The 26,792-nt window shown below is 75.1% G+C and carries 26 protein-coding genes and 1 riboswitch; of the genes, 12 read left to right on the plus strand and 14 right to left on the minus strand.

Annotation, left to right across the window (positions count from 1 at the left end; translation table 11 throughout):
• Positions 1-114: 114 nt before the first annotated feature.
• Positions 115-891 carry an SGNH/GDSL hydrolase family protein gene (locus CNX65_RS01980; protein ID WP_096491243.1) on the minus strand — a complete coding sequence of 259 codons (777 nt, stop codon included), beginning with the start codon at positions 889-891 and terminating at the stop codon, positions 115-117.
• A 172-nt stretch (positions 892-1,063) separates the two neighbouring features.
• Here CNX65_RS01980 and CNX65_RS01985 point away from each other — a divergent pair, with 172 nt between their 5' ends.
• Entirely contained in the window at positions 1,064-1,441 is a 378-nt protein-coding gene (locus CNX65_RS01985) for a hypothetical protein (protein ID WP_157767468.1), read from the plus strand.
• Positions 1,442-1,601: 160 nt separating this feature from the next.
• A complete protein-coding gene (locus CNX65_RS01990; RefSeq protein ID WP_309142022.1) occupies positions 1,602-2,381 on the plus strand; it encodes a DUF3159 domain-containing protein in 780 nt (259 codons plus the stop codon).
• A 55-nt stretch (positions 2,382-2,436) separates the two neighbouring features.
• Here the strand turns inward: CNX65_RS01990 and CNX65_RS01995 are convergent, their stop codons facing one another.
• A complete protein-coding gene (locus CNX65_RS01995) occupies positions 2,437-3,429 on the minus strand; it encodes an LLM class flavin-dependent oxidoreductase (protein WP_096491246.1) in 993 nt (330 codons plus the stop codon).
• A gap of 116 nt (positions 3,430-3,545) precedes the next feature.
• Between CNX65_RS01995 and CNX65_RS02000 the strand changes: the two genes are divergently transcribed.
• Positions 3,546-4,427 (plus strand): LysR family transcriptional regulator, encoded by an 882-nt coding sequence (locus CNX65_RS02000; RefSeq protein WP_177154470.1) that lies wholly within the window; start codon positions 3,546-3,548, stop codon positions 4,425-4,427.
• A gap of 63 nt (positions 4,428-4,490) precedes the next feature.
• On the opposite strand, the gene CNX65_RS02005 is transcribed toward CNX65_RS02000, so the two are convergent.
• From CNX65_RS02005 to CNX65_RS02015, 4 genes are all read right to left on the minus strand, one after another.
• Positions 4,491-4,868 carry a hypothetical protein gene (locus CNX65_RS02005; RefSeq protein ID WP_157767470.1) on the minus strand — a complete coding sequence of 126 codons (378 nt, stop codon included), beginning with the start codon at positions 4,866-4,868 and terminating at the stop codon, positions 4,491-4,493.
• Positions 4,865-5,074, minus strand: coding sequence for a type II toxin-antitoxin system HicA family toxin (locus tag CNX65_RS35110; RefSeq protein ID WP_157767472.1), 210 nt, complete (start codon positions 5,072-5,074; stop codon positions 4,865-4,867). Before CNX65_RS35110 ends, CNX65_RS02005 begins: the two co-directional genes overlap by 4 nt.
• Positions 5,075-5,210: 136 nt before the next feature.
• On the minus strand, positions 5,211-6,152 hold the full coding sequence (locus CNX65_RS02010) for an N-acetylglucosamine kinase (protein ID WP_096491249.1): 942 nt from the start codon (positions 6,150-6,152) through the stop codon (positions 5,211-5,213).
• Positions 6,149-9,328: a S8 family peptidase gene (locus tag CNX65_RS02015; protein ID WP_096491250.1), complete on the minus strand. Its 3,180-nt coding sequence runs from the start codon at positions 9,326-9,328 to the stop codon at positions 6,149-6,151. The genes CNX65_RS02010 and CNX65_RS02015 overlap by 4 nt, the downstream gene beginning before the upstream one ends.
• A gap of 120 nt (positions 9,329-9,448) precedes the next feature.
• Here CNX65_RS02015 and CNX65_RS02020 point away from each other — a divergent pair, with 120 nt between their 5' ends.
• The 6 genes from CNX65_RS02020 (at position 9,449) to CNX65_RS02045 (ending at position 15,396) form a co-directional block, all read left to right on the plus strand.
• Positions 9,449-10,303, plus strand: a complete 855-nt coding sequence (locus CNX65_RS02020) for a fumarylacetoacetate hydrolase family protein (RefSeq protein WP_096491251.1) — start codon at positions 9,449-9,451, stop codon at positions 10,301-10,303.
• The gene (locus CNX65_RS02025) at positions 10,303-11,748 is read left to right on the plus strand and encodes an enolase C-terminal domain-like protein (protein WP_218181339.1); all 1,446 of its coding nucleotides are present in this window, start codon (positions 10,303-10,305) and stop codon (positions 11,746-11,748) included. Before CNX65_RS02020 ends, CNX65_RS02025 begins: the two co-directional genes overlap by 1 nt.
• On the plus strand, positions 11,745-12,494 hold the full coding sequence (locus tag CNX65_RS02030; RefSeq protein WP_096497552.1) for an SDR family NAD(P)-dependent oxidoreductase: 750 nt from the start codon (positions 11,745-11,747) through the stop codon (positions 12,492-12,494). The genes CNX65_RS02025 and CNX65_RS02030 overlap by 4 nt, the downstream gene beginning before the upstream one ends.
• Positions 12,491-13,408 carry an aldo/keto reductase gene (locus CNX65_RS02035; protein ID WP_096491252.1) on the plus strand — a complete coding sequence of 306 codons (918 nt, stop codon included), beginning with the start codon at positions 12,491-12,493 and terminating at the stop codon, positions 13,406-13,408. Before CNX65_RS02030 ends, CNX65_RS02035 begins: the two co-directional genes overlap by 4 nt.
• Complete coding sequence (locus CNX65_RS02040; RefSeq protein WP_096491253.1) at positions 13,405-14,229, plus strand: amidohydrolase family protein; 825 nt, start codon at positions 13,405-13,407, stop codon at positions 14,227-14,229. Before CNX65_RS02035 ends, CNX65_RS02040 begins: the two co-directional genes overlap by 4 nt.
• Before the next feature lie 66 nt (positions 14,230-14,295).
• Positions 14,296-15,396 carry a serine hydrolase domain-containing protein gene (locus CNX65_RS02045; protein ID WP_198320424.1) on the plus strand — a complete coding sequence of 367 codons (1,101 nt, stop codon included), beginning with the start codon at positions 14,296-14,298 and terminating at the stop codon, positions 15,394-15,396.
• A gap of 42 nt (positions 15,397-15,438) precedes the next feature.
• On the opposite strand, the gene CNX65_RS02050 is transcribed toward CNX65_RS02045, so the two are convergent.
• The 5 genes from CNX65_RS02050 to CNX65_RS02070 all read right to left on the minus strand — a co-directional run bounded on the left by CNX65_RS02050 (position 15,439) and on the right by CNX65_RS02070 (position 20,730).
• Positions 15,439-16,113: a FadR/GntR family transcriptional regulator gene (locus CNX65_RS02050; protein ID WP_096491255.1), complete on the minus strand. Its 675-nt coding sequence runs from the start codon at positions 16,111-16,113 to the stop codon at positions 15,439-15,441.
• A 127-nt stretch (positions 16,114-16,240) separates the two neighbouring features.
• Positions 16,241-17,284, minus strand: coding sequence for an SIS domain-containing protein (locus CNX65_RS02055; protein ID WP_096491256.1), 1,044 nt, complete (start codon positions 17,282-17,284; stop codon positions 16,241-16,243).
• Between the two features lie 347 nt (positions 17,285-17,631).
• Complete coding sequence (locus CNX65_RS02060) at positions 17,632-18,453, minus strand: carbohydrate ABC transporter permease (RefSeq protein WP_096491257.1); 822 nt, start codon at positions 18,451-18,453, stop codon at positions 17,632-17,634.
• Positions 18,450-19,442 (minus strand): carbohydrate ABC transporter permease, encoded by a 993-nt coding sequence (locus CNX65_RS02065; RefSeq protein ID WP_096491258.1) that lies wholly within the window; start codon positions 19,440-19,442, stop codon positions 18,450-18,452. The genes CNX65_RS02060 and CNX65_RS02065 overlap by 4 nt, the downstream gene beginning before the upstream one ends.
• 7 nt (positions 19,443-19,449) lie before the next feature.
• Positions 19,450-20,730 carry a sugar ABC transporter substrate-binding protein gene (locus tag CNX65_RS02070; RefSeq protein ID WP_096491259.1) on the minus strand — a complete coding sequence of 427 codons (1,281 nt, stop codon included), beginning with the start codon at positions 20,728-20,730 and terminating at the stop codon, positions 19,450-19,452.
• A 244-nt stretch (positions 20,731-20,974) separates the two neighbouring features.
• On the opposite strand from CNX65_RS02070, the gene CNX65_RS02075 reads away from it, so the two are divergent.
• A complete protein-coding gene (locus CNX65_RS02075; RefSeq protein ID WP_096491260.1) occupies positions 20,975-21,724 on the plus strand; it encodes a GntR family transcriptional regulator in 750 nt (249 codons plus the stop codon).
• 44 nt (positions 21,725-21,768) lie between these two features.
• On the opposite strand, the gene CNX65_RS02080 is transcribed toward CNX65_RS02075, so the two are convergent.
• From CNX65_RS02080 to thiE, 3 genes are all read right to left on the minus strand, one after another.
• Complete coding sequence (locus CNX65_RS02080; RefSeq protein ID WP_096491261.1) at positions 21,769-22,716, minus strand: threonine ammonia-lyase; 948 nt, start codon at positions 22,714-22,716, stop codon at positions 21,769-21,771.
• 776 nt (positions 22,717-23,492) lie between these two features.
• Positions 23,493-24,257, minus strand: a complete 765-nt coding sequence (locus tag CNX65_RS02085; protein WP_096497554.1) for a dioxygenase family protein — start codon at positions 24,255-24,257, stop codon at positions 23,493-23,495.
• Positions 24,257-24,970, minus strand: coding sequence for a thiamine phosphate synthase (gene thiE / locus CNX65_RS02090; RefSeq protein ID WP_096491262.1), 714 nt, complete (start codon positions 24,968-24,970; stop codon positions 24,257-24,259). Before thiE ends, CNX65_RS02085 begins: the two co-directional genes overlap by 1 nt.
• Before the next feature lie 512 nt (positions 24,971-25,482).
• Positions 25,483-25,594: riboswitch (TPP riboswitch) on the plus strand.
• Here thiE and thiO point away from each other — a divergent pair.
• Both thiO and thiS read left to right on the plus strand, forming a co-directional pair.
• Positions 25,589-26,596: a glycine oxidase ThiO gene (thiO, locus tag CNX65_RS02095; protein ID WP_096491263.1), complete on the plus strand. Its 1,008-nt coding sequence runs from the start codon at positions 25,589-25,591 to the stop codon at positions 26,594-26,596. Its footprint overlaps the riboswitch before it by 6 nt.
• Entirely contained in the window at positions 26,593-26,790 is a 198-nt protein-coding gene (gene thiS / locus CNX65_RS02100) for a sulfur carrier protein ThiS (RefSeq protein WP_096491264.1), read from the plus strand. Before thiO ends, thiS begins: the two co-directional genes overlap by 4 nt.
• Positions 26,791-26,792: the final 2 nt, after the last annotated feature.

Raw genomic sequence — 26,792 nt, forward strand, 5'->3', positions numbered from 1 at the left:
TCCGGGGGGCTCAGGCGCCCAGGGGGGAAAGCCACCCCGACCCGGTCGGGCCGGCGCTCGGGGGAGAGCGCCGGCCGGGCCGGGTCGCCCCGAGGCGCCCCGGCCCGCGTCCGGCTAGTTGTTCTCGCCGCTGCTGATCGGCAGCAGCTCGGGCCGCTTCGGCACGACGCCGTCACCGAGCGACGCGCCCCGCAGGTGCCTGGTGATGAACGGGACCACGTGCTCCCGCGCCCACTTCAGGTCCTGCCTGCGCTGGGTCATCCAGTCGTCCTCGGCGATCACCGGCCACGGCGTGCGCCACTGCTCCTCCTGCTCGTGGCCGAGCAGCTCGGCCACCCGCAGCGCCACCCGCTGGTGCCCCTCGGGCGCCAGGTGCAGCCGGTCCGGACCCCACGCCCTGATGTCGTGCAGCACCGTCATCGACCACAGGTCCACGACCTTGCAGTCGTAGCGCTCGGCCACCGACCACAGGTGCGAGTTGTAGATCGCCACCTTGCCCCGCAGCGAGCGCAGCACCGGCGCGTGCCTCGGGTCGAAGCCCGTGAAGATCACGACCTCCGCGCCCGTGGCCCGCAGTTCGGCCACCGCGATCTCGTACACCTCGGCCACCGCGTCCGGGTCCGCTCCTGGCATGAGCAGGTCGTTCCCGCCCGCGCAGAACGTCACCAGGCTCGGCTTGAGCGCCACCGCGACCGGGACCTGCTCCTCCACGATCGCCTGGAGCAACCTGCCCCGGATCGCCAGGTTGGCGTACCTGAACCCCCGCTGGCGCGAGGAGATCATGGCCGCCAACCGGTCGGCCCACCCGAGATACCCGCCGTGGGGTGCTGGATCGTCCAGGCCTTCGGTGAAGCTGTCCCCCACCGCGACGTAGCTGTCCAACTCCTGCACAGCTCCTCCCTCCTGCGCGACACCCCCGCACCGCGCGGACAAGGATGCTCCCGCACTTCGGATTCGCGCCACCTCCGGGTCCCGCGAGACGGGACGCGCGTATCACTCGATGGTGGGACAGGGTGTCGGCAATGGGCGTTTCGCCGGGTGCCCGCACGTAGCCTTGCCGACCGTGCCCCGACTTCCCCTCCCGGCGGTGACGTTCGCGCTCATCGCCGCGCTCACCGGCATCACCACGGCCGTCCTGCTCGACGACGGCCCGCCGAAACCCGCTGAGGGGCAGCGGATCGAGCCCAGCCGCACGTCCACGACCCCGGCGGGCGACGGCCCGCCGATGGACCGCGGCGGGGGCGTCGACCCGACCGGCGCGACCCCGAGCACGGTCACCGAGACGTCCAGGGTGGTCGTCACGAAGGTCCCGCAGGTGACGTCCACCACCACGACGAGTGCGACGGAGATCACGACTTCCACGACCGCCTCGACGCCCCCCTCCGAACCCGACCGGCGACTGACCGTGACCATCGGATCGCGCGAGCTCACCATCGGTTAGCGGTCCGGTTCGTCCGGTTCGATCTTCCCCGTCCCGGTTCGGGCTGGTGGCCGCCGCTCGGCGGACCGCGCTCGGGCGCGCGGGGCGGGGGCCGCACCGACACGCGACCGTTACCGGGGTGCGTGGTCGCGGTAAGGGTCCCCTCATGCACCCTGGGAGCATGACCGACACTCGTCAGGAGTCGCTGGCCGAACTGCTCGGCGGGCGCAGCGGGGCACTCGACGCGTCACTGCCGCCCGCGGTGTTCGCGCTCGGCTGGCTGCTCGGCGAGCGCTCCATCGGCGCGGGCGCGCTCGCGGCGGTGCTCTGCGGCGTGGTGATCGGCGCCTACCGGCTGGCGCGGGGCGGTAAGCCCAGGGCGGTCGTGGTGAGCCTGACCCTGGTGGTGCTCGCGGCGTACGTGGCGCTGCGCACCGGGCGGGCCGAGGACTTCTTCCTGCTGCGCATCCTGCTCAACGTCGGCAGCGCCCTCGTGTGGGCGGCGAGCATCGTGCTGCGCTGGCCGCTGCTGGGCGTGGTGGTCGGGCTGGTCACCGGGCAGAGGCTCAAGTGGCGCAAGGACCCCGACCTGATGCGCGCCTACCGGTACGCGAGCTGGCCGTGGGTGGGGCAGTACCTGCTGCGGGTGGCGGTGTTCGGCGGGTTCTGGCTGGCGGGGCAGGTGGTGGCGCTGGGGGTCGCGCAGGTCGCGCTGAGCTGGCCGCTGCAGGTGGTGTGCGTCGTGGTGAGCTGGTGGGTGATCCGCAGGTCGCTGCCCGCCGACCACCCCGGCCTGCGGCACCCGCGCGTGCCGGGGGAGGCGGCGGGCCCCGCGCCCGCCGGGAACCCGGCTGCCGCAGCGGGTTCTGCCGCTGGGACCCCGGCTGCCGCAACCGATCCCGCCGGGAACCCCGCTGCCGCAACCGATCCCGCCGCCGAGAGGTCCGAGCGGGTCGACTAGGGCCCGTCCCGCCGGGAGGTCGGCGGTGCGGGCCCCGCGCGCCGATCCCCCGGCGCTAGGCGGTTTCCGCGCGCACCGCGGGCACCACCTCGGTGAGGAACAGCTCCAGGCTGCGGTTGGTCATCGCCACCGGCATCCCGCCCACGTCGAACTGGCCGACGTACCGGTCCACCCCGAGCACCTCCCGGTGCCGCAGGATCTTGTCCACCACCTCCTGCGGGCTGCCCACCAGCAGCCCCGCGCGCAGCCACTCGTCGTAGACGCCCCTGGGCATCCCGTCCCTCATGCGCGGGTGCAGCGAGAAGTAGTCCGAGTAGTACGGGTAGAAGTCGTCCTTCGCGCCCTGCGAGGTCCGGCCGACGAACATGTGCCCGCCGCTGGCGAGCCGGAGCGACGCCGGGTCGTGCCCGGCCTGCTCACCCGCCCGCCGGTACAGCTCGGCCGTGCCGCGCGAGGTCTCCGGGCCGGTGAAGAACGCCAGGAACATCGGCGTGCCCAGCACCCCGGCCCGGATCGCCGACTGCGGCGTGCCGCCCACCCCGATCCACACCGGCAGCTCGGGCTGCAACGGCCTCGGCACGACGTCGACGCCGTTGACCACCGGCAGCTCCCGCGCGCGGGTCAGCTCCAGCAGCGCCCTGACCTTGGTGTCGAACAGCGCGTCGTAGTCGCGCAGGTCGTGCCCGAACAGCGGGAACGACTCGGTGAACGCCCCGCGCCCCACGATGACCTCCGCGCGCCCGCCGGACAGCTGGTCCAGCGTCGCGAACTGCTGGAACACCCGGACCGGGTCCTGGGTGGACAGCACGGTCACGCCGGAGGCGAGCCGGATCGACGAGGTGACCCCGGCCAGCGCGGCGAGCACGATCTCCGGCGCGGAGACGGTGAACTCGCGCCGGTGGTGCTCGCCGATCGCGACGACGTCCAGCCCGGCCTCGTCGGCGGTCCTGACCTGGGCGACCAGGTCGGCGAGCCGCCGCGCGACGTCGGTGGGCCCCCCGACCGCGCGGGGGGCGAGGTCGCCGAACGAGTAGATGCCGAGTTCCATCGGGGTTCCTTCCACGAGTGCCTTCACCCCGTCCAACCCGGTGCTCGGGACGCCCCATCTCAGCTCCGCCGCACCTGGTGGAGTTGTCTTCCATCTCTCCGGGAGATAATCGCGGGGTGGAACTGCGGCACCTGAAGCACTTCGTCGCGCTGGCCGAGGAGTCCAGCTTCACGCGGGCGGCCGAGCGCGAGCGGATCGTGCAGTCCGGCCTGTCCTCGTCGATCCGGTCCCTGGAGCGCGACGTCGGCTCCGAGCTGTTCGTCCGGGGCTCCCGCCCGGTCCGCCTGACCACCGCGGGCCGGGCGCTGCTCCCCGGCGCGCGGCGCACCCTGCAGGAGTCCGAGCGGGCCAAGCAGCTCGTCCGGGACGTGCGGGGCCTGGTCGCGGGCCCGTTCACCATCGGCGCGCTCCCGCTGCACAACCGGGACGTGTCGTGCCGCTTCGTGAACTGGCTGGCGTCGTTCGCGACCGCCCACCCCGGCCTGGACATCTCGGTGCGGCAGCCGGGCCGCGACCGCGCGCTGGCGCTGGTCGCCGAGGGCGGCCTGGACTGCGCGGTCGTCACCGGCGCGCCCGCCCGCCTGCCCGGCCTGCGCGCCACCCGCCTGTCCACCCAGCCGGTGGTCGCGCTGCTCGCGTCGGGCCACCCGCTGGCGGGCCGGGACGGGCTGGCGCTGGCGGACCTGGCGGGGGAGCGGTTCGTGGACACCTACCCCGGCCACGAGAGCCGGGACCTGGTGGACCTGGCGTTCGCCGAGCGCGGGCTGACCCGGCGGATCAGCTGCGAGGTGGTCGACCTGCCGATGGTGTTCAACCTGACCAGGGCGGGGCTGGGCGTGGCGCTGGTGCCCGAGCGGACCGACCTGCCCGCCGAGGGCGTCGTGGCGGTGCCGCTGCGCGAGGAGGGGCTGGTGCACACCGTGGACCTGGTGCTGCCGAGGGACCCGGCGACGTCACCGGCGGCGGCGGCGTTCGCGGCGCACGTGGCGGCCGGGTAGGGGCGGGGCGCGAGCGGGACCGGGGCCTGTCCCGCGGCGGTCGAGCAGGGCGTCTCGCGCCCGCTACACCGTGCCGGGCGCGAGTTGGCTGATCCGCTGGGCGGAGACGCCCAGGATCCGTGCGGCGTCCTGTTTGGACAAGCCTGCGGCGAGCACGCGCCGAACCACCGCACGAGACTTGTCAGCGGCCTGCTCCTGCGCCCTTTCCGCTTCTCGCTGCGCCTGCTTCACGTGCTCCACCTCGGCAGCCAGGTCACCCCCGAGTTGGAACGTGATGTCGACGGAGATCTCTTCAGCGGAAACGTCCAGCGTGATCGCGACCAGATCCGCGGCCATGCGCTCGGCTTCCCGGGTCGTGCGGCCCTGCGTCACGCCGACGCCGGCGACCTCGACCACCCACCAACGGCCTTCACGAGTCGCGGTAGCGCTGTACGACTTCACTGCAACCACCCCTTTGGAAGACATCCCATCTGCTTGCCGACGCTGTCCACGACGCCAGCCGAGATCTCTTTGTGGTGGGGGAGCGCTGCGGTGTGCTTACCACAGGCGCAGCCGTACTTGGTGTGCCTGCCGTTGTCGCTCACCACGTAGCACCCCTCTCTTGCCAGCGCCGCTTCCACCACGCGCCGCTTCATCGGCTTGGTCACAGTATGACTCTAGCCCCCCTTGATTATCAACCTAAAGGGGGCCTAGAGAAGGGGGTTGTGAAGCGTGCTGCTGGAGCTGAAGTGCGATGAACCGATGGTGTTCACCCTGACCAGGGCGGGACGGGGCCCGCCGCGCTCACCCCAGCGCCCGCTCCCGCCACCCGTCCTCGGCCCCGCTCTCCAGCGCGGCCAGCCACGCCGCGCCCGCGGCGGCCTCCCGCACCACCACGACCTCGCCGTCCACCCGCGCCGCCAGCTCCGCCCGCAGCCGCTCCCCGAGCACCGGCGCGCCCACCAGGCTGCCCACCAGCACCACCGGCGCCACCTCCTCCGCCGTGCGCGCCGCCACCGCCAGGTCGGCCAGCACCCGAGCGCACCCGTCCACGATCCGCGCCGCCACGACCTCGCCGGGAGCCCCGGCCGCCGCCGTCACCAGCGGCGCGTACCCGGCCAGCGCCACCGGCGGCCCCGCGTTCGCCGCCGTGATCAGCCGCGCCCACGCGCCCGGCCCCTCGCCGACCCCGGCCCGCTCCAGCACCGCGCGCGCCAGCCCGTCCAGCTCGCCCGCCTCCAGCGCCCGCAGCGCCGCCCGCACCGCCTCCCGGCCCAGCCAGAACGCCGACCCCTCGTCCCCGAGCAGCCACCCGTGCCCGCCGACCGTGCCGACCACCCGCCGCCCGCGCACCCGCGCCGCGATCGACCCGGTGCCCGCGACCAGGACCGTGCCGTCCGGCGCGGGCGTCCCCGCGGCGAACGCGGCCTCGCAGTCGGTCACCACCCGCATCGGGCAGCGCAGCCCCGCGCCCGCCCAGGCCGCCCGGAACAGCGCGTCCACCTCGGGGTCGGTCAGCCTGCTGGACCCGGCCATCCCGAGCACCCCGGCCGCGACCGCGCCCGCGTCCACCCCGGACAGCGCGCCCTCCAGCGCCAGCCGCAGGTTCGCGGCGGCCGTCCCCGCCCCCACCGAGTTCGGGTTCGACCCGCCCGCGACCCCGGCCCCCAGCCGGGTCCCGTCGGCGCCCAAGACCAGCGCCCTGGTGGACGTGCCGCCCCCGTCAACGCCGACCACGAAGCTCATTCCCCGGAGTAAACCACCACCTCCGCGCGGGAACCGCCGCCGTTGTGGTGGTGCAGCACCAGGACCTCGCCCGCCCCGCGCACCGGCACGAGCAGCCCGTCCCGCGCGGGCGACCCGACCGGCAGCGCCACCCGCGACCCGGCCGGGTCGACGTCGAACCAGCCGTCGAAGCGGTCCACCACCCCGTCCTCGGTCCCGGCGGGCAGCGCCCACCCGCGCGTGCGCACCCGGTACCGCACCGGCCCGTCCCCGAGCGCGACCCCGATCGCCCCCAGGGACACCGGCAGCGCCAGCACGTCGTTGTCCATCACCGCGCTGTCCACCTCCCCGTGCCACCCGTTGACCGGCCGCTCGTCCACCACCTCGTCGTCGGACACCCGCGTGGTGCGCGCCAGCCACAGGTCCGCGACGACCTTCCCGCTCCCGTCGGACGGCCGCGCCACCTGCACCCGGTAGTCCTCCGCCCCGTCCCGGTCCACGTCCACGCCCACCACCGGCGTCGTCCCGCCCGCGCCCAGCCCGGTCCACGTCCCCCACGTCGCGATCCCGAACGACAGCACCCCGTCCGCCGCCGACGCGCCCGCGTACCGCAGGTCGCCGCCCCGCGCCGACCCCGCCGCCAGGCACCCGGTCAGCAGCTCCGACCCGCACGGCGGCAGCTCCGGGCTGCGCCCGTGCAGCTCGAACGCGCTCACCAGCGACCGGTAGGCCCCGGCCCCCTCGCCCTGGTCCAGCCCGCGCCCGACCAGCTCCACCCCGCCGGGCGCCGGGCGCGCGGCCAGCGCCGACACCGGCCGGGGCGCGGCGTACACCGGCAGCACCGCGTCCTGCGCGCCCGCCCGGAACACCACCCGCCCGGACACCTCGGCCAGGAACTGCCGCGCGTGCCCCCGCTGCTCCACCTCCAGCGTCGGGTCGCCGACCTTGCGCAGCGCGGCCGGGTCGACCCGCAGCCGCACCGACACCCGCGCCGCGCCCCCGGCGGGCACCCGCGCGGTCCTGGGCAGCACCTCGACCTCCGCGCCGGGCACCTCGGTGGCGGGCCGGTAGGCGGCCACCGCCGCCAGGTCCTCCCCGGTCTTGTTGACCAGCTCCACGGTCCGGGTCAGCTCCACCGGGGCGCCCGCCTCCACGGTCCCGAACGACACCCCGACCGCACCGGGGGCCTCCGGCACGACCGCGAGCAGCCCGGTGCGCACCGCCGCCCGCGCGTCCACCCGGCCCGCGCCCACCCGACTGGTCGCCTCGGTCAGCCCGGTCGTCCGGTCGTCCCCGGACACCACCCGCGCGGACGCGGTGTTCACCAGCGCCGCCTTGACCTCCTCCGCGGTCCAGTCCGGGTGCGCCTGCCGCACCAGCGCGGCCAGCCCGGCGACGTGCGGCGCGGCCATCGACGTCCCGCCCTTGCTGACCCCGCCGCTCCCGCTGCCCACCAGCGCGGACACGATCGTGTCGCCGGGGGCGGCCAGGTCCGGCTTCGCCCCGCCCGCCGCCCGCGACCCGCGCGCCGACGACGGCGTGACGGTGTCGGCCAGGGTCTCGATCACGGTCGGCGCGGCGTCGCGCAGCGACCCGGCCAGGCGCAGCCGCAGCGAGCCGTCCGCGAGCAGCGGGCGCACCCGGTCGGTGGCCGGTCCGGTGAGCTGGAACACCGGGACGTCCGCGTTGCCCGCGATCCCCGCGCCGAACACGGCGCGCCCCGAGGTGAGCACCGCGCCCGCCGCCCCGGCGTCCCGCGCGTGGTCCGCCCGCACCGCCGACCCGCACTCGCGGGTGGAGTCCGCGTCGTCCCACTCCAGCCACACCAGCCGCCCGGACAGGTCCTGGTCGATCGGGGCGCAGCCGTCGGCGTTGCCCGCGTCCGCGACCGGCACGACGGGCAGCTCGACGTCGAGGTCGGCGTACCCGGTGAACTCCTTGCCGTACTGGCCGGGCAGCACCTCCTCACCGCCCGACCCGCCCGCCTCGCCCGACCCGCCCGGCAGCCCGACCCCGTCCAGCAGCACCGACGCGTCCCGCGTGTTCGCCACGGTCACCGCCTCCGGCGTGCTCCCCGGCGACCCGCCCGCGTCGTACAGGTCGCCCGCGTTGCCCGCCGACGCCACCACGACCACCCCGTGCCGCACGAGCTTGCGCACGAACGCCGAGTCCGGGTCGTCCACCGCGCCGAAGTCGCTGCCCAGCGACAGGTTCACCACGTCCAGGTGGTCGGAGGGGTCGCCGTCGCCGTCCGGGTCGAGCGCCCAGTCCAGCGCCTGCGACACCACGTTCGTCGACCCCTCGCAGCCGAACACCTTCAGCGCGTACACCCGCGCGGCGGGCGCGGTGCCGGGGCCGATCCGCATGGCCGCGAGGTCGTCGTCGGACAGCCCGGAGTGCGCGCCCGCGAAGGTGGACCCGTCCGCGTTCACCCCGTACCCGGCGGCCGTGCCCGCGACGTGCGTGCCGTGGCCCTGGCAGTCGACGGGGTTCGGGTCGGGGGAGGGCGTCCCGCGCTCGGGGTCGTTGGCGTCGTAGTCGTCGCCCGCGAAGTCGTACCCGCCGACGACCTTCGCGTTCGGCTCCCACGGCCCGGTCCGGTCCACCTCCTCGTACCCGCCCGAGCCGCCGAAGTCGGCGTGCGTGTAGTCGACGCCGGTGTCGACCACCCCGATCCGCAGCCCCTCGCCGCGCAGGCCCTCGCGCAGGCCGTCCCCGGCCGCCGCGCCGCCGTGGCCCGGCGCGGTCGGCCCCACCGCCCGCCAGACCGCCGCCGCGCCGGTCAGCCGCACCGCGCCCGCGTTGTCCACCCGCTTGGGCACCGCCTGCCGCACCGACCGGACCTGCGGCATTCCCGCCACCCAGCGCAGCACGGCCGGTTCGGCGGTGAGCACCACCCCCGGCACCGCGTTCACCGTCACCCCGACCCGCGCGGCGCCCCGGTCGACCGAGCGCACCGCGTCCAGCACGGCGTCGGCGTTGTTCCCGGTGCGCGCCCGAGCCGCCCGCGCCGCCCCGCGCGGGTCGCTGCGCGCGGTCGCGGCGGCGTCCACGGCGGGCACCCCGACCAGCTCGACGAACGCGGTGACCCGGTGCGGCCGGGGGCGGTCGGGCGCGGCGTGCCCGAGCGGGGCGAGCGGCGCGGCGAGCGCGGCGGCCAGCGCCGCCGCCGTCACGACCCGGCGGTGCAGTCTCATCGTGCGGACCCTTCGGGAAAGCGGACAGTCATCGGACCAATCGACGCGCGCGCACTGGACGCCCGGCCTGCGAGGCGGGTAGACACCCGATGTGTCGTCGCTCATCGAGGAGGGGCTTCCGTGCAGCTGATGCGCCTGGGGGAACCGGGTTCCGAACGCCCCGCCGTCCGCGCGGACGACGGGACCGTGCACGACCTGAGCGGGCTCACCGCCGACGTGGACGGCGCCTTCCTGGCGTCCGGCGGCATCGCCAGGGCCAGGGCCGCGCTCGACCGGGGCCTGCTGCCGCGCCTGGCGGTCGAGGGCGTCCGGGTCGGCCCGCCGGTCGCGGGCATCGGCAAGGTCGTCTGCATCGGCCTCAACTACCGCGACCACGCCGACGAGACCGGCCAGGCGCCGCCCGCCGAACCGGTGGTGTTCCTGAAGGCCGCGGACACCGTCGTCGGCCCGGACGACGAGGTGCTCCTGCCGCGCCGGTCGGTCAAGACCGACTGGGAGGTCGAGCTGGGCGTCGTGATCGGCCGCACCGCCCGGTACCTGGACAGCGCCGAGGAGGCGCTGGACCACGTCGCCGGGTACGCGCTCTCGCACGACGTGTCCGAGCGCGAGTTCCAGCTGGAGCGCGGCGGGCAGTGGGACAAGGGCAAGAACTGCGAGACGTTCAACCCCCTCGGCCCCTTCCTGGTGCCCGCCGACGAGGTGCCCGACCCGCAGGACCTCGGGATGCGGCTGCGGGTCAACGGTCGGCTCCGCCAGGACTCCTCCACGCGGCGCATGATCTTCCCGGTGGCCGAGCTGGTCCGCTACCTGAGCTGGTTCGTCGTCCTCCGACCGGGTGACCTGATCAACACCGGCACGCCCGCGGGCGTCGCGCTCGGCCAGCCCGAGCCGAAGCCGTACCTGCGCGAGGGCGACGTGGTCGAGCTGGAGATCGACGGCCTCGGCGCGCAGCGGCAGCGCATCGGGCAGGCGTGATGCCCACGCCGGAGCCGGGCGCGCCCGCCGCCGCCCGCGTGCCCACCGCCGCGTCGACCGGCGCCGCGCCGACCGGCACCCGGAAGACCACCTCTCCGGGTGGCGCCACGCCGCGCCCGGACCCGCCCGCCCCCACCGCCCCCGCGACGATCACCGCCGTGGACGTGGTCGACGTCCGCTTCCCCACCTCGCGCGAGCTCGACGGCTCCGACGCGATGAACCCCGACCCCGACTACTCCGCCGCCTACGCCGTCCTGCGCACCGACTCCGGCCCCGAGGGCCACGGCCTCGTCTTCACCATCGGCCGGGGCAACGACGTGCAGGCCGCCGCGATCCGCGCGCTCGCCCCGCACGTCGTCGGCAGGCCCGTCCCCGAGGACGCCGCCGCGCTCGCCGCCCTGTCCGCCGACCTGGTCGGCGACTCGCAGATCCGCTGGCTGGGCCCGGAGAAGGGCGTCGCGCACATGGCCGTGGGCGCGGTCGTGAACGCCGCCTGGGACCTCGCCTCCCGCCGCGCGGGCCTGCCGCTGTGGCGGTTCCTGTCGGACATGTCCCCCGAGGAGCTGGTCGGCCTGGTCGACTTCCGCTACCTCACCGACGCCCTCACCCCCGACGAGGCGCTCACCATCCTGCGCGACGCCCAGCCCGGCCGCTCCACCCGCGCCGAGGAGCTCCAGCGCTGCGGCTACCCCGCCTACACCACCTCGCCCGGCTGGCTCGGCCACCCCGACGACAAGCTCGCCGACCTCGCCGCCCGCGCGGTCGCCGACGGCTTCGACATGATCAAGATCAAGGTCGGCGCCGACCTGTCCGACGACATCCGCCGGATGGGCCTGGCCCGCTCCGTCGTCGGCCCGTCCGTGCGGATCGCCGTCGACGCCAACCAGCGCTGGGACGTGGGCGCCGCGATCGGCTGGGTGCGCGAGCTGGCCCCGTTCGACCCGTACTGGGTGGAGGAGCCCACCTCGCCCGACGACGTGCTCGGCCACCGCGCCATCGCCGAGGCGGTCGCCCCGGTCCGGGTCGCCACCGGCGAGCACGCGGCCAACCGGGTGGTGTTCAAGCAGCTGCTCCAGGCCGGGGCGGTGGACGTGGTGCAGCTGGACGCCTGCCGGGTCGGCGGGGTCGGCGAGCTGCTCGCGATCCTGCTGCTGGCCCGCAAGTTCGGCGTCCCGGTGTGCCCGCACGCGGGCGGCGTCGGCCTGTGCGAGCTGGTGCGGCACCTGGCGATGGTCGACTACGTCGCGGTCTCCGGCTCGCTGGACGGCCGCGTGCTGGAGTGGGTCGACCACCTGCACGAGCACTTCACCGACCCGGCGGTGGTCCGCGACGGCCGCTACCTCGCGCCCACCGCGCCGGGTTTCTCGGCCCAGCTCAAGGAATCGTCGGTGCGCGACCACCGCTACCCGGACGGTCCGGTGTGGGCGGGGACGGGGGAGCGGTGAACGACTTCGACGGGCTGGTGGCCGCGGTCACCGGCGGGGCGTCCGGCATCGGGCTGGCCACCGCGCGGCTGCTCGCCGAGCGCGGCGCGGTGGTCTACGCGCTCGACCTGGACCCCGAGGCGCCCGAGCCGCTGCGCGGGCTGCGCACCGACGTGGCCGACGACGCCTCGGTGCGCGCGGCGCTCGCCGAGCTGACCGCCGAGACCGGGCGGCTGGACGTGCTGGTGGCCAACGCGGGGATCGGCGCGCAGGGCGACGTGGCGGCGGCCGACGACGCCGAGTGGCTGCGGGTGCTGGACGTCAACGTCGTCGGCGTCGCCAGGGTGGTCCGCGCGGCCCTGCCGCACCTGCGCCGCTCGCCGTCCGCCGCCGTCGTCACCACCGGCTCGATCGCCGCGCGCGCCGGCCTGCCGCAGCGCGCGGTGTACTCGGCCAGCAAGGGCGCGGTGCACGCGCTGACCCTGGCGATGGCCGCCGACCACCTCCGCGAGGGCGTCCGGTTCAACGCGGTCGCCCCCGGCACCGCCGACACCCCGTGGGTGGGCAGGCTCCTGGCGTCGGCCCCCGACCCGGTCGCCGAGCGGGCCGCGCTGGAGGCCAGGCAGCCGCACGGCAGGCTGGTGGCGGCCGAGGAGGTGGCCGCCGCGATCGCCCACCTGGCCAGCCCGCTGTCCGGCTCCACCACCGGGACCGTGCTGGCCGTCGACGGCGGGATGCACGGCCTGCGGCTGCGGCCGGAGCCGTGACCGGGCTGTCCCGCCTCGGCTTCGGCGCCGCGCCGCTGGGCAACCTGTACGAGCCGGTGGCCGACGCGGACGCGGAGGCCGCCGTGCGCGCCGCCTGGGAGGCGGGCATCCGCTACTACGACACCGCCCCGCACTACGGCCTCGGCCTGTCCGAGCGGCGGCTGGGCGCGGCGCTGGCGGGCGTCCCCAGGGCGGACTTCGTGCTGTCCACCAAGGTCGGCAGGCTCCTGGAGCCCGTCGACCCGGTCGGCGACGACCTGGCGAACGGCTTCGCGGTGCCCGCCCACTCCCGGCGGGTGTGGGACTTCAGCGCGGACGGCGTCCGCCGCTCCCTGGAGTCCTCCGCGGACAGGCTGGGCGTGGACCGGGTGGACGTGGTGTACCTGCACGACCCGGACCACCACTGGCGGCAGGCGATCGACGAGGCCTACCCGGCGCTCGCGGACCTGCGTGACCAAGGGGTGGTCCGCGCCGTTGGAGTCGGCATGAACCAGTGGCGGGTTCCCGAGCGGTTCGTCCGCGAGACCGACGTGGACGTGGTCCTGCTAGCCGGGCGGCACACCCTTCTCGAACGCGGCGCGACGGGTCTGCTCGACCTGTGCGCGGAGCGCGGCGTCGAGGTGGTCGCCGCGGCTCCCTTCAACTCCGGCCTCCTGGCCGAGCGCGTCGTCCCGGACGGGGCGACCCACGACTACGCCCCCGCGCCGCCCGAGCTGCTGGCGCGCGCCAGGGCGCTGGCGCGGACGTGCGCCGCGCACGGCGTCGCCCTGCCCGCCGCGGCGCTCCAGTTCCCCCTGCGGCACCCCGCGGTCCGCTCGGTGCTGGTGGGGATGCGCTCGGCCGCGCAGGTCCGCGCGAACGCCGCCGCGCTCGCCGCGGCCGTGCCCGGCGCGCTGTGGGAGGAGCTGGCGTGATCGTCGACGCGCACCACCACGTGTGGGACCTGGCGGTCCGCGACCAGCCGTGGATCACCGGGCGGATGTCCGCGATCCGCCGGGACTTCACCGTCCACGACCTCGCCAGGGCCGCCCCCGAGGTGACCACGACCGTCCTGGTCCAGACCGCGGCCGGGCCGGCCGAGACCCCGGAGCTGCTCGCGCTGGCCGACCGCGAACCGCTGGTGGGGGCGGTGGTCGGCTGGCTGGACCTGACCGGCGACGTCCCCGCCCAGCTCGCGGCCCTGCGGGCGCTGCCCGGCGCGCGCTGGCTGCGCGGCGTCCGGCACCAGGTGCAGGCCGAGCACGACCCGGACTGGCTGATCCGGCCCGACGTCCTGCGCGGGCTGGCGGCGGTCGCGGCGGGCGGGCTGGTGTACGAGCTGCTGACCCTGCCGCACCAGCTCCCGGCGGCCCGCAGGGCGGCGGCTGCCCTGCCGCAGCTGACCTTCGTGCTCGACCACTGCTCCAAGCCCCCGGTGGGCGGCGACCTGCGCGAGTGGGCGGCGGAGGTGCGCGCGCTGGCGGCCCGCCCGAACGTGCTGTGCAAGCTGTCCGGGCTCGTCACCGAGGCCGACTGGGCGAACTGGTCGGTGGCGGACCTGAGGCCGGTCTGCGAGACCGTCCTGGAGGCGTTCGGGCCGCGCCGCCTGATGTTCGGCTCGGACTGGCCGGTCTGCCTGCTGGCCGCGAGCCACGCGGAGGTCCTGGCGGCGGCCCGCGAGCTGACCGCCGACCTGTCCGGGGCCGAGCGCACCGCCCTGTTCTCGACCACCGCGACCCTCGCCTACCGCCTGTGAGCCCCTGAGCCGGACTCCGGGACCTCCCCGATGCCGGGGAGGCCCCGGACCGGGCAGCTTCTCCCCATGCGCACAACGATCACCGCTCTGGCCGCCGCAGGGCTCCTCCTGGCGGCGGCGGTCCCGGCCCGGGCGGCGCCCGCCGTCCCCCCGCTCGACCGCGCCGCGCTGGCCGCCGCCGTGGCGGGCCTGCCGGACGGGGAGGCGTCCGGGGCGCTGGTCCGCGTCTCCGGCCGCGCGGGCTCCTGGACGGGCTCCGGCGGCGTCTCCCGGCTCGGCACGACCCGCCCGGTGTCCCCGGAGGGCCGGTTCCGCATCGGCAGCGCCACGAAGCTCCTGACCGCCGCCACCGTGCTCCGCCTCGACGAGCGCGGCGTGCTCGACCTGGACGACACCGTGCAGCAGCACCTGCCCGACCTGCTGCCCGCCGCGTTCGAGCCGATCACCGTGCGGCAGCTGCTGAACCACACCCACGGCATCGCGGGCAACGGCCTGCCGCACAAGAGCACCGGCTGGTTCGCCGAGAACCGCTACCGCACCTGGGACCCGCGCGAGGTGGTGGGGCTGGGCGTGGCGAAGGGCCCGCTGCACCGCCCCGGCGCCGAGCAGCGCTACGGCAACCAGGGGTACCTGGTGGCGGGCCTGGTGATCGAGGCGGCGACCGGCAGGCCGTACGCGGACTCGGTGCGGGAGCTGGTGATCCGCCCGCTGGGGCTGCGCGACACCTACCTGCCCGGCGCCGAGACCGGGATCAGGGGCGAGCACTCGCACGGGTACCAGCTGCGGGAGGACGGCTCCCACTGGGACGTGACGGGGGCGAACCCGACGTTCCAGTGGGCGGCGGCGGAGGCGGTCTCCAGCGCGCGCGACCTGGACCGGTTGATCAACGCGCTGGTGTTCGGCGACCTGATCGGCGAGCGCTCGCGGGCGGAGATGCTGACGCTGCCGCTCCCCGGCGCGGCGCACGGGCTCGGCGTGAACCGGATCGAGCTGGGCGGCGTGGTGCTGTGGGGCAAGACCGGCGACCGGCCCGGCTACAACACGGGCGTCGCGGTGACCGAGGACGGCTCGCGCACGATCGTCTACTCGGTGAACACCCTGGACATGGAGGCGGGCGAGCTGCCGCCGACGGCCGAGCGGATCATCACCGCGGCCCTGACCCCCTGAGCCCTGAAACCCGCGCGGCGGCGGGACCCCGGTCCCGCCGCGTCAGGCCAGCACCAGCAGCCACTGCTCGACCCCGGCGATGTGCACCGTGCTCCACGACCGCGCCACCTCCGGCTGCCCGGCGGCGAGCGCGTCCACGATCGCCCGGTGCTCGGCCACGGTCCGCGACTTGGCCCCGGCCTGGGCGATGCCCCGCCAGATCCGGGCCCGCACCGTCGGCCCGGCGAGCGTGTCCAGCAGCTGCGCCAGGTAGGCGTTCCCGGAGTGCGCGGCGACGGCCCGGTGGAACGCCAGGTCGTGCTCGACCAGCTCCTCGACCGTCTCGGCGGCCTCGGCCGCGTCGCACAGCGCCCGCAGCGCCGCGGCGTCCTCGGCGGTGACCCGCTGGGCCGCGAGCGCGCACGCCGCCGGTTCCAGGATGCGCCGGACCTGCACGACCTCCAGCAGCGACTCCTCGCCCCGGTGCAGGTCGAGCACGAACGACAGGGCCCCGAGCAGCTCGTCGGCCCGCAGGCTGGACACGTAGGTCCCGTCCCCCTGCCGCACGTCCAGCACCCGCACCAGCGACAGCGCCCTGACCGCCTCGCGCAGCGAGTTCCGCGACAACCCCAACCGCTCGGCGAGCACGGCCTCGCGGGGCAACCGGTCACCGGGCTTGAGCTCCCCGGAGACGATCATCTCCCGAACGCGCAGGATCGCGTCGTCGGTAACGGCCACAACACAGCCCTCGGATCGTCGGGTGAACCGCAGACCGCTGAAGTATGACCCACCCGGCCAAGCGCGGGCGGGCTCCGCGCCCGCGGAACCCGCCCGCGCTTGGCCCAGGACCGTCACCGCGTCCGGGTCACCGGGTCCGCGTCACCTTGTTCAGCCCGCGCGGGCTGTCCGGGTCACCGCCCCGCGCCAGGGCCAGCCCGTGCGCCAACCGCTGCACCGGCAGGATCTCCAGGATCGGCGCCACCTCCTCGGCCGTCTCCGGGACCGGGATGCGCAGGGCCGCGGGCGCCTTCTCCGCCGCCGACCCGACCGCCACCACGTCCGCCCCGCGCCCGTGCACCACGTCCAGCACGTCGTGCAGCGCGTCCCCGCCCAGCCCGGCGCTGGTCACCGCCAGCACCGCCGTCTCCGCGTCGACCGCCGCGACCGGCCCGTGCAGCAGGTCCGCGCCGCTGTAGGCCCGCGCCGCCAGGTACGAGGTCTCGGCCAGCTTCAGCGCCGCCTCCAGCGCCGACGGCAGCGAGTAGCCGCGCCCGGTGGTCAGCACCCGGTCCACGAACCGGTAGCGCCGCACCGCCTCCTCCACCGGGTCCACCGACCCGTCCAGCGCCGCCCGCGCCAGCTCGCCGATCCCGGCGACCTCCGCGCCGCTGCCGCCGCGCACCGCGTCGACCATCAGGTACAGCGCCAGCAGCGTCGCCGAGTACGTCTTCGTGGCCGCCACCGCGTGCTCCACGCCCGCGCCGACGTCCACCGACATCTCGGCGACCCCGTTCAGCTCCGAGTCGGGCGTGTTCGTCACCGCCACGGTCAGCGCCCCCCGCTCCCGCGCGGACTGCGTGACCTCCAGCAGGTCCGGCGACCCGCCGCTCTGCGACACGGTCACCAGCAGCACGTCCCGCAGGTCCGGCCGCGCCCCGTAGAGCGTGGTGGTGGACGGCGACACCAGGCCCGCGGGCAGTTGGAGCAGCACCTCGGTCAGGTACTTGGCGTACAGCGCCGCGTGGTCGCTGGACCCGCGCGCGGCGAACAGCACGAAGCGGGGCGCGCGCGCCCGGATCGCCCCGGCGACCGCCGCGATCTCGGCGCGCCGGGCCACCAGGTCCGCGAAGATCGCGGGCTGCTGGTCGATCTCGGCGGCCATGTGCCCGCCGGGCTGGTGCTCGGTCATCGGGTAACCCCTGTCCTCCGGGCCCGGTCCGGCAGGCCCCACGCCACTTAGGTCTAGACCAATATTAGCGAGTCCGACCGCCGCGGGGCGAGTCCGAGGACCCGTCCGGCCCACCGCCGGATGACGCCTGCGACCACGGTACTTCGGCGCGTTCGCGCAGTTCGTCCCCCAGGTGCTGCCCCACCCGGACGCGCCTGGCCTGCGCGGGAGGCCGGGCGCCGCCCACCCGGCCGCCCCGCCGCGCGCCCCGCGACCCCGCAGCGACGCTCGCCACAGGAAATCCCCCCGGAACAACGCCGCGCCCGCCCCCCAGCGGGAGCGGGCGCGGCGCACGCGGTGAACGAGGACTACCCCTTGACCGCCCCGGCGGTGACCCCGGTCACCATCTTCCGCTGCACGATCAGGAAGAACACCAGCACCGGCAGCGTGAACAGCGCCGAGGCCGCCATCGCGCCGCCCCAGTCCGTGCCGAAGTTCGACTTGAACCCGCTCAGCCACACCGGCAGCGTCTGCTTCGACTGGTCGTTGATCAGCGACAGCGCGTACAGGAACTCGTTCCACGCCGTCACGAACGCGAACACCGACGTCGCCACCAGCCCCGGCCCGAGCAGCGGCAGCGTCACGCGCCGGAACGCGCCCCACCGCCCGCACCCGTCGACCATCGCCGCCTCCTCCAGCTCCAGCGGGATGCCGTTGACGAACCCGCGCAGCGTCCACGCGCAGAACGGCAGCGTCACCGCGAAGTAGATCAGCGTCAGCGACGGCAGCTTGTCGAGCAGGTCCAGGTCCCGCATCATCAGGAACATCGGGATCAGCAGCGCCTCGAACGGCGCCATCTGCGCGATGAGCATCATCATCACGAACCCGCGCCGCCCCCGGAACCGCATCCGGGACAGCGCCAGCGCCGCCAGCAGCCCGACCACCAGCGCCGCGGCCACCGCCGACAGCGTCACCAGCAGGCTGTTGCCCAGCGACTCCAGGAACCCCGGCTTGTTCCACGCCGACGCGAAGTTGTCCCCGGTCACCGACTTCGGCACCAGGTCGTAGTCGCTGGACAGCAGGTCCTTGCGCGGCTTGAGCGCCGTGGCGACCATCCAGTACGTCGGGAACGCGAAGAACAGCGCCACCACGAGCGCGACCGCGTTGGCCGAGATCCGCTTGGCCCTCACAGCTCACCCTCCTGGGACCGCACCAGCCTGCGCAGGTACTGGAACGTCACCGCCGCGAGCAGCAGCATCATCAGCACGCTCACCGCCGCCGCCACGCCGAAGTGGCTCTGCGAGATGCCCACCAGGTACTGGTAGACCGCGAGCGTGGTGCTGGCCCCGTCGGGACCGCCCTGCCGGAACGCCCAGATCTGCGCGAACACCTTGAAGTCCCACAGCACCGACAGGAACGTCACCATCATCAGCAGCGGGCGCAGCTCCGGCCACGTCACCGCCCGGAACGTCTGCCACGGCGAGGCCCCGTCGATGCCCGCCGCCTCGTACTGGTCGCGCGGGATGCCGATCAGCCCGGCGTACAGCGAGAACGCCAGGAACGGCACGGCCTGCCAGGTGATCATCAGACCGACCACGCCCAGCGTGGACAGCCCGGTGGAGAACCACGAGTACCCGGCGTACGAGTCGAATCCCAGCTGCACCAGGGTCTTGTTCAGGATGCCGTACTCCTGGTCGAAGATCCACTGGTAGACCGTGGTGGCCGCCAGCAGCGGCATCGCCCACGCCAGCAGCATCGCCACCTGGAGCACGATCCGCACCAGCGGCGAGACCTGCCGCATCAGCACGGCCAGCAGCAGGCCCGCCAGCACCGAGGCCCCGACGACGGCGGCGGTGAACGCCACCGTTCGCCCGGTCACCAGCCAGAAGTCCGGGTCGCCCAGCACCTCGGTGTAGTTGTCCAACCCCGTCCACACGACCTGGCCGCGCGTGAGCTCGCGCAGGTTCAGCCGCCGGAAGCTGGTCAGCAGCACCGACAGCACGGGGAAGCCGATCAGCCACAGGATGGCCACCAGCGCGGGCGCCAGCAGCAGGTACGGCAGCGCGCGGTCGAACGCGCTGCCCCGGCGGCGGCCACCGCCGCCCTTCGCGGAGCGCGGGGGCGCCGGCGGGACGGTGCCCGTCGACGCCCCCGCGCCGGTCGTGTCGACTGCCGTCATGCGACCGTCAGCCCGCCAGCGTCTTCGTGAGCGCCGCGTTGGCGTCCGCCGTGGCCTGGTCCAGCGACTTCGCGCCGGACAGGTACGCGGTCAGCATGTCCTTCAGCGGGTTCTGGCCCGCCTCGACACCGGCCCAGGTCGGCGTGGTCGGGGTGACCTTGCCGTTGGGGGCGGCGGCGGCGAGCGCCTTGCCGACCGGGGTGGTCTCCAGCTTCGCCGTGTCGGTGGAGGTGCCGGGCACCGAGCCGCCCTCGGCCAGCATGTCCTGGTACTTCTTGGAGGACAGCAGCTTCAGGTAGTCCTTGGCCAGGTCCGGGTTCGCGCTGCCCGCCGGGATGGCCAGGTTCGAGCCGCCCAGGAACACCGGCGCGGTCTTGCCCGCCGTCTTGGACGGGATCGGGAACGCGCCGAGCTTGCCCTCCAGCGTCGGGTCGGCCTTGACCGCGCCCGCCAGCTCCCACGGCAGACCGATCATCATGCCGACCTTGCCGGTGCCGAACACCTCCATCTGCTGCGGCGTGGCCTCGTCGGTGTCCTTCGGGGCCTTGGTGCCGGAGGCGTCCACGAGCTTCTTGTAGAACTCCAGGCCCGCCTTGGCCTCGGCGCTGTCGAGCGCGCCCGCCCACTTGTCGCCGTCCTTCTTGGCGACGTCGCCGCCCTCGTCCCAGATGAACGACAGCAGCACGTACCAGGACTGGCCCGGCAGGTACAGCGACTGGAACTCGGGGTCGGACGCGTTGGCGGCCTTGAGCTTCTCGACGGCCGCGACCCACTCGTCGCGCGAGGTCGGCGCGGCGGTGATGCCCGCGGCCTGGAACAGGTCGGTGCGGTAGACGACCGTCCGGTTCGCGGCGTAGAACGGCATCCCGTACTGCTTGCCGTCCCAGGTGAGCGAGTCCTCGAGACCCGCGAGCCACTGGTCGCCCGCGAGCGACGAGACGTCGCCGGACAGGTCCTCCAGGGTGTCCTCGGACGCGAACTTCGCGGTCTGGGTGTTGCCCAGCTCGATGACGTCCGGCGGGGTCTTCCCGGTCAGCGCGGTGGTGAGCTTCTCCTGGATGCCACCCCACTTCTGCACCTCGTACTTGACCTTCACGCCGGGGTGGGCGCTCTCGAACTCCTGGTGCAGCGCGTCGGTCAGCGTCGGAGCCGCCGAGCCGTCCATCAGCCACACGGTGAGCGTCTTGTCCCCGCCCTCGCCGCTCCCGCTGTCACTGCTCGTGCCGCAACCGGCCAATGCCACCGACAGCGCGGTGGCGCCGACTGCCAGTCCTCTCCAGCCCTTCACGTTCGCGCCCTTTCCTCGCCGGCCCCGTCCCCTGCGGCCGGACCAACACCACGGACACCTAGGCGGACCTAAGTGGTGTAGACCAATGCGGCCTAGGGTGTGCCCCACCACAGGACCTGTCAAGGTCGTTGCCGAGACGTTGCAAAGTCATCCGATGACTCGACGAGGGGGTTCGACGGCGCGAACGGCCCGCGACAGGGCATCCTTGTGGCGGGAGCGCTGGGAGAAGTCGAGGAGGAAGGCCATGCTGGAGACGAGCCTGGAGTCCAGGTCGCGTGCACAGCGGGAACCGAAGTACTGGGGCCTCAAACGCCACCTGCTCGACCTGCTGCGCGCCATGCCGCCGGGTTCGCCGATCCCCACCGAGCGCTCGCTCGCCTCGGAGTTCGACGTGTCCCGCACCACGGTCCGCCAGGCGCTGGCCGAGCTGACCGTCGAGGGCAGGCTGCTGCGGGTGCAGGGCAAGGGCACGTTCGCCGCGGAACCCAAGGTGGCGCAACGGCTCCAGCTCTCCTCGTACACGCAGGACATGCTGGCGCAGGGCCGCCAGCCGTCGTCCCGGCTGATCGACGCCTCCGAGCAGCCCGCCGAGGCCGAGCTGGCCCGGCTGCTGGGCGTGCGCGCGGGCGCGAAGGTGCTGCGGCTGCACCGGCTGAGGCTGGCCGACGGCGAGCCGATGGCGATCGAGACCACGCACCTGGCCCTCGGCCGGTTCCGGGGGCTGCGGCGGTACCTGTCGCCCGGCGGGTCGCTGTACCAGGTGCTGCGCGAGCGGTTCGGCACCGAGATGGGGCACGCCGAGGAGACCATCGAGACCGCGCTCGCCTCGCCCGAGGAGGCGGAGCTGCTGGGCGCGGACATCGGACTGCCCATGCTGCTGCTCTCCCGCCACTCCTACGACACCGAGGGCAACCCGGTGGAGTGGGTGCGCTCGGTGTACCGGGGCGACCGCTACAAGTTCGTCGCGACCCTGAACCGCCCGGTCGGGGGCTGAGCGCGCGCGGCAGGGGCGGCCCGCTCTCGGGGCCGCCCCGCGCGTCACGCCTCCCGCAGCACCTCGGCCAGCAGCGCCGGGTCGACGTTGCCGCCGGACAGCACCGCGACCACCGGCCCGTCGCCCAGCTCGCCGCGCTCGCGCAGCTGGAGGAACGCCGCCAGGGTCGTCGCCCCGCTCGGCTCCACCACCAGCCGGGCCCGCACCGCCAGCTCCCGCACCGCCGCCCTGATCCGGGCCTCGGAGACCGCCGCGAACCCGTCCACGTGCGCCCGGATGTGCGCGAACGTCCGCTCGGACGGCTGGGCCCGCAGCCCGTCCGCGATGGTCCTGGCCCGGTCCGCGTCGGGCCAGTCCACCCGGCGCCCGGCCGCGAAGGACTCGCCCGCGTCGGCGGCCAGCTCCGGCTCCACGCCGATCACCCGCGCGTCCGGCCGCAGCGCCTTGACCGCCACCGCCACGCCGGACAGCAGCCCGCCGCCGCTGACCGGCACGAGCACGGTCGCGACCTCGGGCAGGTCCGCCACGACCTCCAGCCCGATCGTGCCCTGCCCGGCGATCACGTCCGGGTGGTCGAACGGCGGCACCAGCACCGCGCCGCGCTCGGCGGCCAGCTCCAGCGCCCGGCTCTCCCGCTCGGCCATGGGCACCCGGACCACCTCGGCCCCGAGCGCGCGCGTCGCCTCGACCTTGACCTCGGGCGCGTTGTCCGGGATCACGATCGCGGCGGGCACGCCGAACTCCCGCGCCGCGCGCGCGACGGCCTGCGAGTGGTTGCCGCTGGAGTAGGCCACCACCCCGCGCGCCCGGTCCTCGGGCGCGAGGCGGGCGAGCGCGTTGTAGGCGCCCCTGATCTTGAACGCGCCCACCGGTTGCAGGCTCTCCGGCTTGAGCCAGAGGCCGTCGCCCCAGGGCAGCAGCGGGGTGCGCAGCACCGCCCCGGAGATCCGCTCGGCGGCGGCCCGGATGTCTTCCAGCGTCACGAGGTCCACGGACCACCATCTTCCCCCCGTCGGGGGGAGCAGTCCACGTTGCCGCGAATGCCCTTCGGATCGGCGGTCTTGTTCACTTCGGGCCGGGGTATTCACGCTTGGGGTGGCGGGAAACCGGGGAATCAGCGGTGAGCGTGATTCCTCGAATGCCGAGTTCGTGACTACCTGTGGCGCGGGTCAACGGTCAAGGGCTACGCAGCGCAGTCACGGTGACGTGGCCTGTGACACACTTCGACTCTGATGGTCTCCAGCTGTCACACGTAACGGAGTTGTAACGTAGCTCGAAAGGTCCACTACTCGCGGGTAGGCGGGCGTGCGCCGGGGCGGCCTGCGACCCCGGTGGCGAGCTGTGCGGTTCACCGCGCCGAGCGGCGGGGGAGAAAGAGGGGTGGGGCGACCCCTGCCGCCGCCCCACCACCCGTCCCCCTGGGGGGTCGCCGGGGGCGGTCCCTGCCACCGAATCCCCGGCTTCCCCGCATCCGAAGATGAGGGAGACGTCTTCGCGGGCCGCCCGGAGGCGGCCTGTTCGCCGCGCTCGCTTGTCAGCGGTGGCGCGGCTAGTGCTCAGCGTACCGGCGAATGGCGTTCCGGGGGCACTTGCCTCCAATACGGAGAGCTACTTGCCTGAGTTGCTCTGACCGGACCACCCCGTGCTGCGCCTATCCGCCGATCGGGTGAGACGCCGTTTGGTGCGTCACTCCCAGCTTCACATTTGCCGTTCAGGAGACCGCCCCATCGGCCTAAGCGGGCGCGGGGCGGTCACGGTGCGGGCGCGGTCAGCCGAACTGCACCGAGCGCTTGGACAGCCCGTACCAGAACCCCTCGACGGTGGTCCTCGGCGCGCCCTGGTCCAGACTCGCGCCGAGCGCCACGAACAGCGGCGCGAAGTGCTCGGTGCGCGGGTGCGCGAGACCGGCGGCGGGGGCCTTGCGGGCGAAGTCCAGCAACCCGTCCACGTCGCCGGCGGCCAGCGCCCGGCCCGCCCAGTCGTCGAACTCCTCGGACCAGCCCGGCGCGGCGTGGTCCGGGCCGCGCCGGAAGTCCACGCAGCTCAGGTTGTGCGTCATGAACCCGCTGCCGACCAGCAGCACGCCCTGCTCGCGCAGCGGCGCCAGCCCGCGGCCGAGGTCGAACAGCTCGCGCGGGTCCAGGGTCGGCATGGACACCTGGAGCACCGGCACGTCCGCCGCCGGGAACAGCTCCTTCAGCGGCACGTAGGCCCCGTGGTCGAGCCCGCGCTCCGGGTCGCGCGCCACCCGGTCCTCGCCGCCGAGCAGCCGGGTGACCTCGTCGGCGAGCGCGGGCGCGCCCGGCGCGTCGTAGGTCACCTCGTAGTACTTCCGCGGGAAGCCCCAGAAGTCGTAGGTCAGCGGCACGGGGGTGGTGGCGCCGAGGGTGAGCGGCGCCTCCTCCCAGTGGGCGGACACCACCAGGACCGCCTCCGGGCGGGGGAGGTCCTCGGACCAGGCGTGCAGCTCGCCGGTCCAGCGCGCGTCGTCGGCCAGCGGGGGCGCCCCGTGGCCCAGGTAGAGCACAGGCATCACGGGGACGAGGGTACGCCACTTAGTTGAATTTTCAACCAGGCTGCGGCGGCGCGGGGGTCGTCCGACTCGGTGATGGCGCGCACGACCACCACCCGGCCTGCCCCGGCGGAGATCACTTCGGGAAGCCGATGCCGGTCGATCCCCCCGATGGCGAACCACGGCCGGGCGGGAGGGGCCGCACCCGCGCCCGGCTCGCCCGCGCCCGCGCCCGCTCGTGCCGCGCCCCACCCGGCGACCGCGCGCACCAGGTCCAGCCCCGGCGCCGGGCGTCCGGGCTTGGTCGGCGTCGGCCAGCAGGGCCCGGTGCAGAAGTAGTCCACGCCCGGCTCGACCGCCGCCGCCGAGGCCTGCGCGAGGTCGTGCGTGGACCGCCCGATCACCACCTCGTCCCCGACCACCCGCCGGGCCAGCGGGACGGGCAGGTCGTCCTGGCCGAGGTGCAGCACGTCGGCCCCGGCGGCGAGGGCCACGTCCGCCCGGTCGTTCACCGCGAGCAGCGCCCCGTGCCGCGCGCACGCCTCCGCGAGCACCTCGAGGGCGGCCAACTCCTGCCGAGCCTCCATGCCCTTCTCCCGCAACTGCACGACGTCCACCCCGCCCGCGAGCGCGGCGTCGGCGAACTCGGCCAGGTCGGGGCGGTGGGGGGTGCACAGGTACAGCCGGGCGTCGGCGAGCCTGCGCCTGATCTGGGAAGCGTCAAGTCCGGGCACCCCACCACGTAATCACCACCCGCCCCGCTCGACCACGCAGGCCCAGGACCACCCGCGTCCCGGCAGCCCCCGCCTCCTGGCCACACCTCGGGCCGCCCTGGTCCCCGGGGCGACCTCGCCTCCCGCCCGCGCCTCGGGCCGTCCCCGCCTCCCGGCTGGCCCACGCCTTCGACCACCCTCGCCTTGTGGGGCAACGGCGTCTCCCCGCTGGCCGCGCCGTCGCGCCCCCGCGGCCGGCCGGCACACCCACCGGCCGCCCGCGCCCCGCGACTACCGGCCCCCGGTCGCCCCCGCCCCCGGTCGCCCCCGGTCGCCCCCGCCACCTGGCCTCAGCCGCCCCCGCCCCCACCCCGCCCCCGCGCCCCCGCGACCACCTGCACCCCGGCCGATCTCACCCCCCCGGTCAGCCGCGCCCCCTCCGCCCGTGCCGCCGCCCCCGCCCCTCCACCCGCACCGCCGAAGCCCTCACCCGCGCTCCAGAACCCCGCCCGCCCCCGCTGCGCTACGGTGGCGGTGGTCCGCACGGGAGTCCGGGGAGTACCGGACTGAGAGGGAGCGTGAGGCGCTCCGACCGTCGAACCTGATCCGGGTCATGCCGGCGCAGGGAGCGTGAGTGCTGTGGCGCGCAAGCGAGTGACCGTCCTCGGCGGCGGTGTCATCGGGTTGTCGATCGCCTGGCGGGCGGCTCAGGCCGGGTTCGCCGTCGCGGTTCGCGATCGGGGGTCCGCGCACGCGGGCTCGTGGGTGGCGGGCGGGATGCTCGCGCCGGTCAGCGAGGCGTGGCCCGGTGACGAGGCGGTGCTCGCGCTCGGCCTGGAGTCGATCCGCCTGTGGCCCGGCTTCGCCCGCGAGCTGGGCGTGCGGCTCAACACCGCGGGCACCCTCGTCACCGCCGTCGACGCCGCCGACGCCGCCGTCCTCGACCAGCACGCCGCGCACCTCGCCGCCCACGGCCTGGAGTTCCAGGTGCTCGGTGCGGCCGGGCTGCGCGAGCGGGAACCGGGGCTCGGTCCGTCCGTCCGGAGTGGACTGAACATCCCCGGCGACCTCGCCGTCTCCGCCCGCACCCTCCTCGCCGCCCTGCGGACCGCCTGCGCCGAGGCGGGCGTGCGCTTCACCGGCGTCGCCGAGTCCGAAGTGGACGGTTCGACCACCGTCATCGCCGCCGGGGCCTGGAGCGCCGAGCTGCACCCCGCCCTGCGCGACGTGATCCACCCCGTCAAGGGCGAGATCCTCACCCTCCTCGCCCGACCCGGCGCGCTCGAAGCCCCCGAGCGCACCATCCGCGCCCAGGTGAGGGGTCGCGCCGTCTACCTGGTCCCGAACGAGACCCGCTCCGGCCTGCTCGTCGGCGCCACCCAGTACGAGGCCGGGTTCGACCCGACCGTCCGCGTGCGCGGCGTCCTCGACCTGCTCACCGACGCCGAGGAGGTCTGGCCCGCCCTCACCGAGTACGCGCTCGCCGAGACCTCCGTCGGCTTCCGCGCGGGCAGCCGCGACAACACCCCGCTGATCGACTGGCTCGAACCCGGCGTCCTCGCCGCCACCGGCCACCACCGCAACGGCGTCCTGCTCGCCCCCGTCACCGCGCGCCGCGTCGTGGAGCTGCTCGGGGAGGCGGCGTGAGGGCCCGGCTCAACGGCGTCGAGCGCGACCTCCCCGACGGCGCCACCGTCGCCGACGCCGTCACCGCCCTCGGCGCGCCCACCACCGGCGTCGCGGTGGCCGTGGACGGCGAGGTCGTCCCGCGCGCCGCCTGGGACCGGCCGCTGCGCGAGCACGCCCGCGTCGAGGTCATCACCGCCGTGCAGGGAGGCTGACC

Source organism: Actinosynnema pretiosum, from assembly GCF_002354875.1.
Classification (GTDB): domain Bacteria; phylum Actinomycetota; class Actinomycetes; order Mycobacteriales; family Pseudonocardiaceae; genus Actinosynnema; species Actinosynnema auranticum.

Bases quoted from the DNA above. Each gene is read 5' to 3' on its own strand.
- CNX65_RS01990 (WP_309142022.1), top strand. From the start codon at position 1,602: ATGACCGACACTCGTCAGGAGTCGCTGGCCGAACTGCTCGGCGGGCGC.
- CNX65_RS01995 (WP_096491246.1), bottom strand. From the start codon at position 3,429: ATGGAACTCGGCATCTACTCGTTCGGCGACCTCGCCCCCCGCGCGGTC.
- CNX65_RS02010 (WP_096491249.1), bottom strand. From the start codon at position 6,152: ATGAGCTTCGTGGTCGGCGTTGACGGGGGCGGCACGTCCACCAGGGCG.
- CNX65_RS02015 (WP_096491250.1), bottom strand. From the start codon at position 9,328: ATGAGACTGCACCGCCGGGTCGTGACGGCGGCGGCGCTGGCCGCCGCG.
- CNX65_RS02025 (WP_218181339.1), top strand. From the start codon at position 10,303: ATGCCCACGCCGGAGCCGGGCGCGCCCGCCGCCGCCCGCGTGCCCACC.
- CNX65_RS02045 (WP_198320424.1), top strand. From the start codon at position 14,296: ATGCGCACAACGATCACCGCTCTGGCCGCCGCAGGGCTCCTCCTGGCG.
- CNX65_RS02055 (WP_096491256.1), bottom strand. From the start codon at position 17,284: ATGACCGAGCACCAGCCCGGCGGGCACATGGCCGCCGAGATCGACCAG.
- CNX65_RS02065 (WP_096491258.1), bottom strand. From the start codon at position 19,442: ATGACGGCAGTCGACACGACCGGCGCGGGGGCGTCGACGGGCACCGTC.
- CNX65_RS02075 (WP_096491260.1), top strand. From the start codon at position 20,975: ATGCTGGAGACGAGCCTGGAGTCCAGGTCGCGTGCACAGCGGGAACCG.
- CNX65_RS02085 (WP_096497554.1), bottom strand. From the start codon at position 24,257: ATGCCTGTGCTCTACCTGGGCCACGGGGCGCCCCCGCTGGCCGACGAC.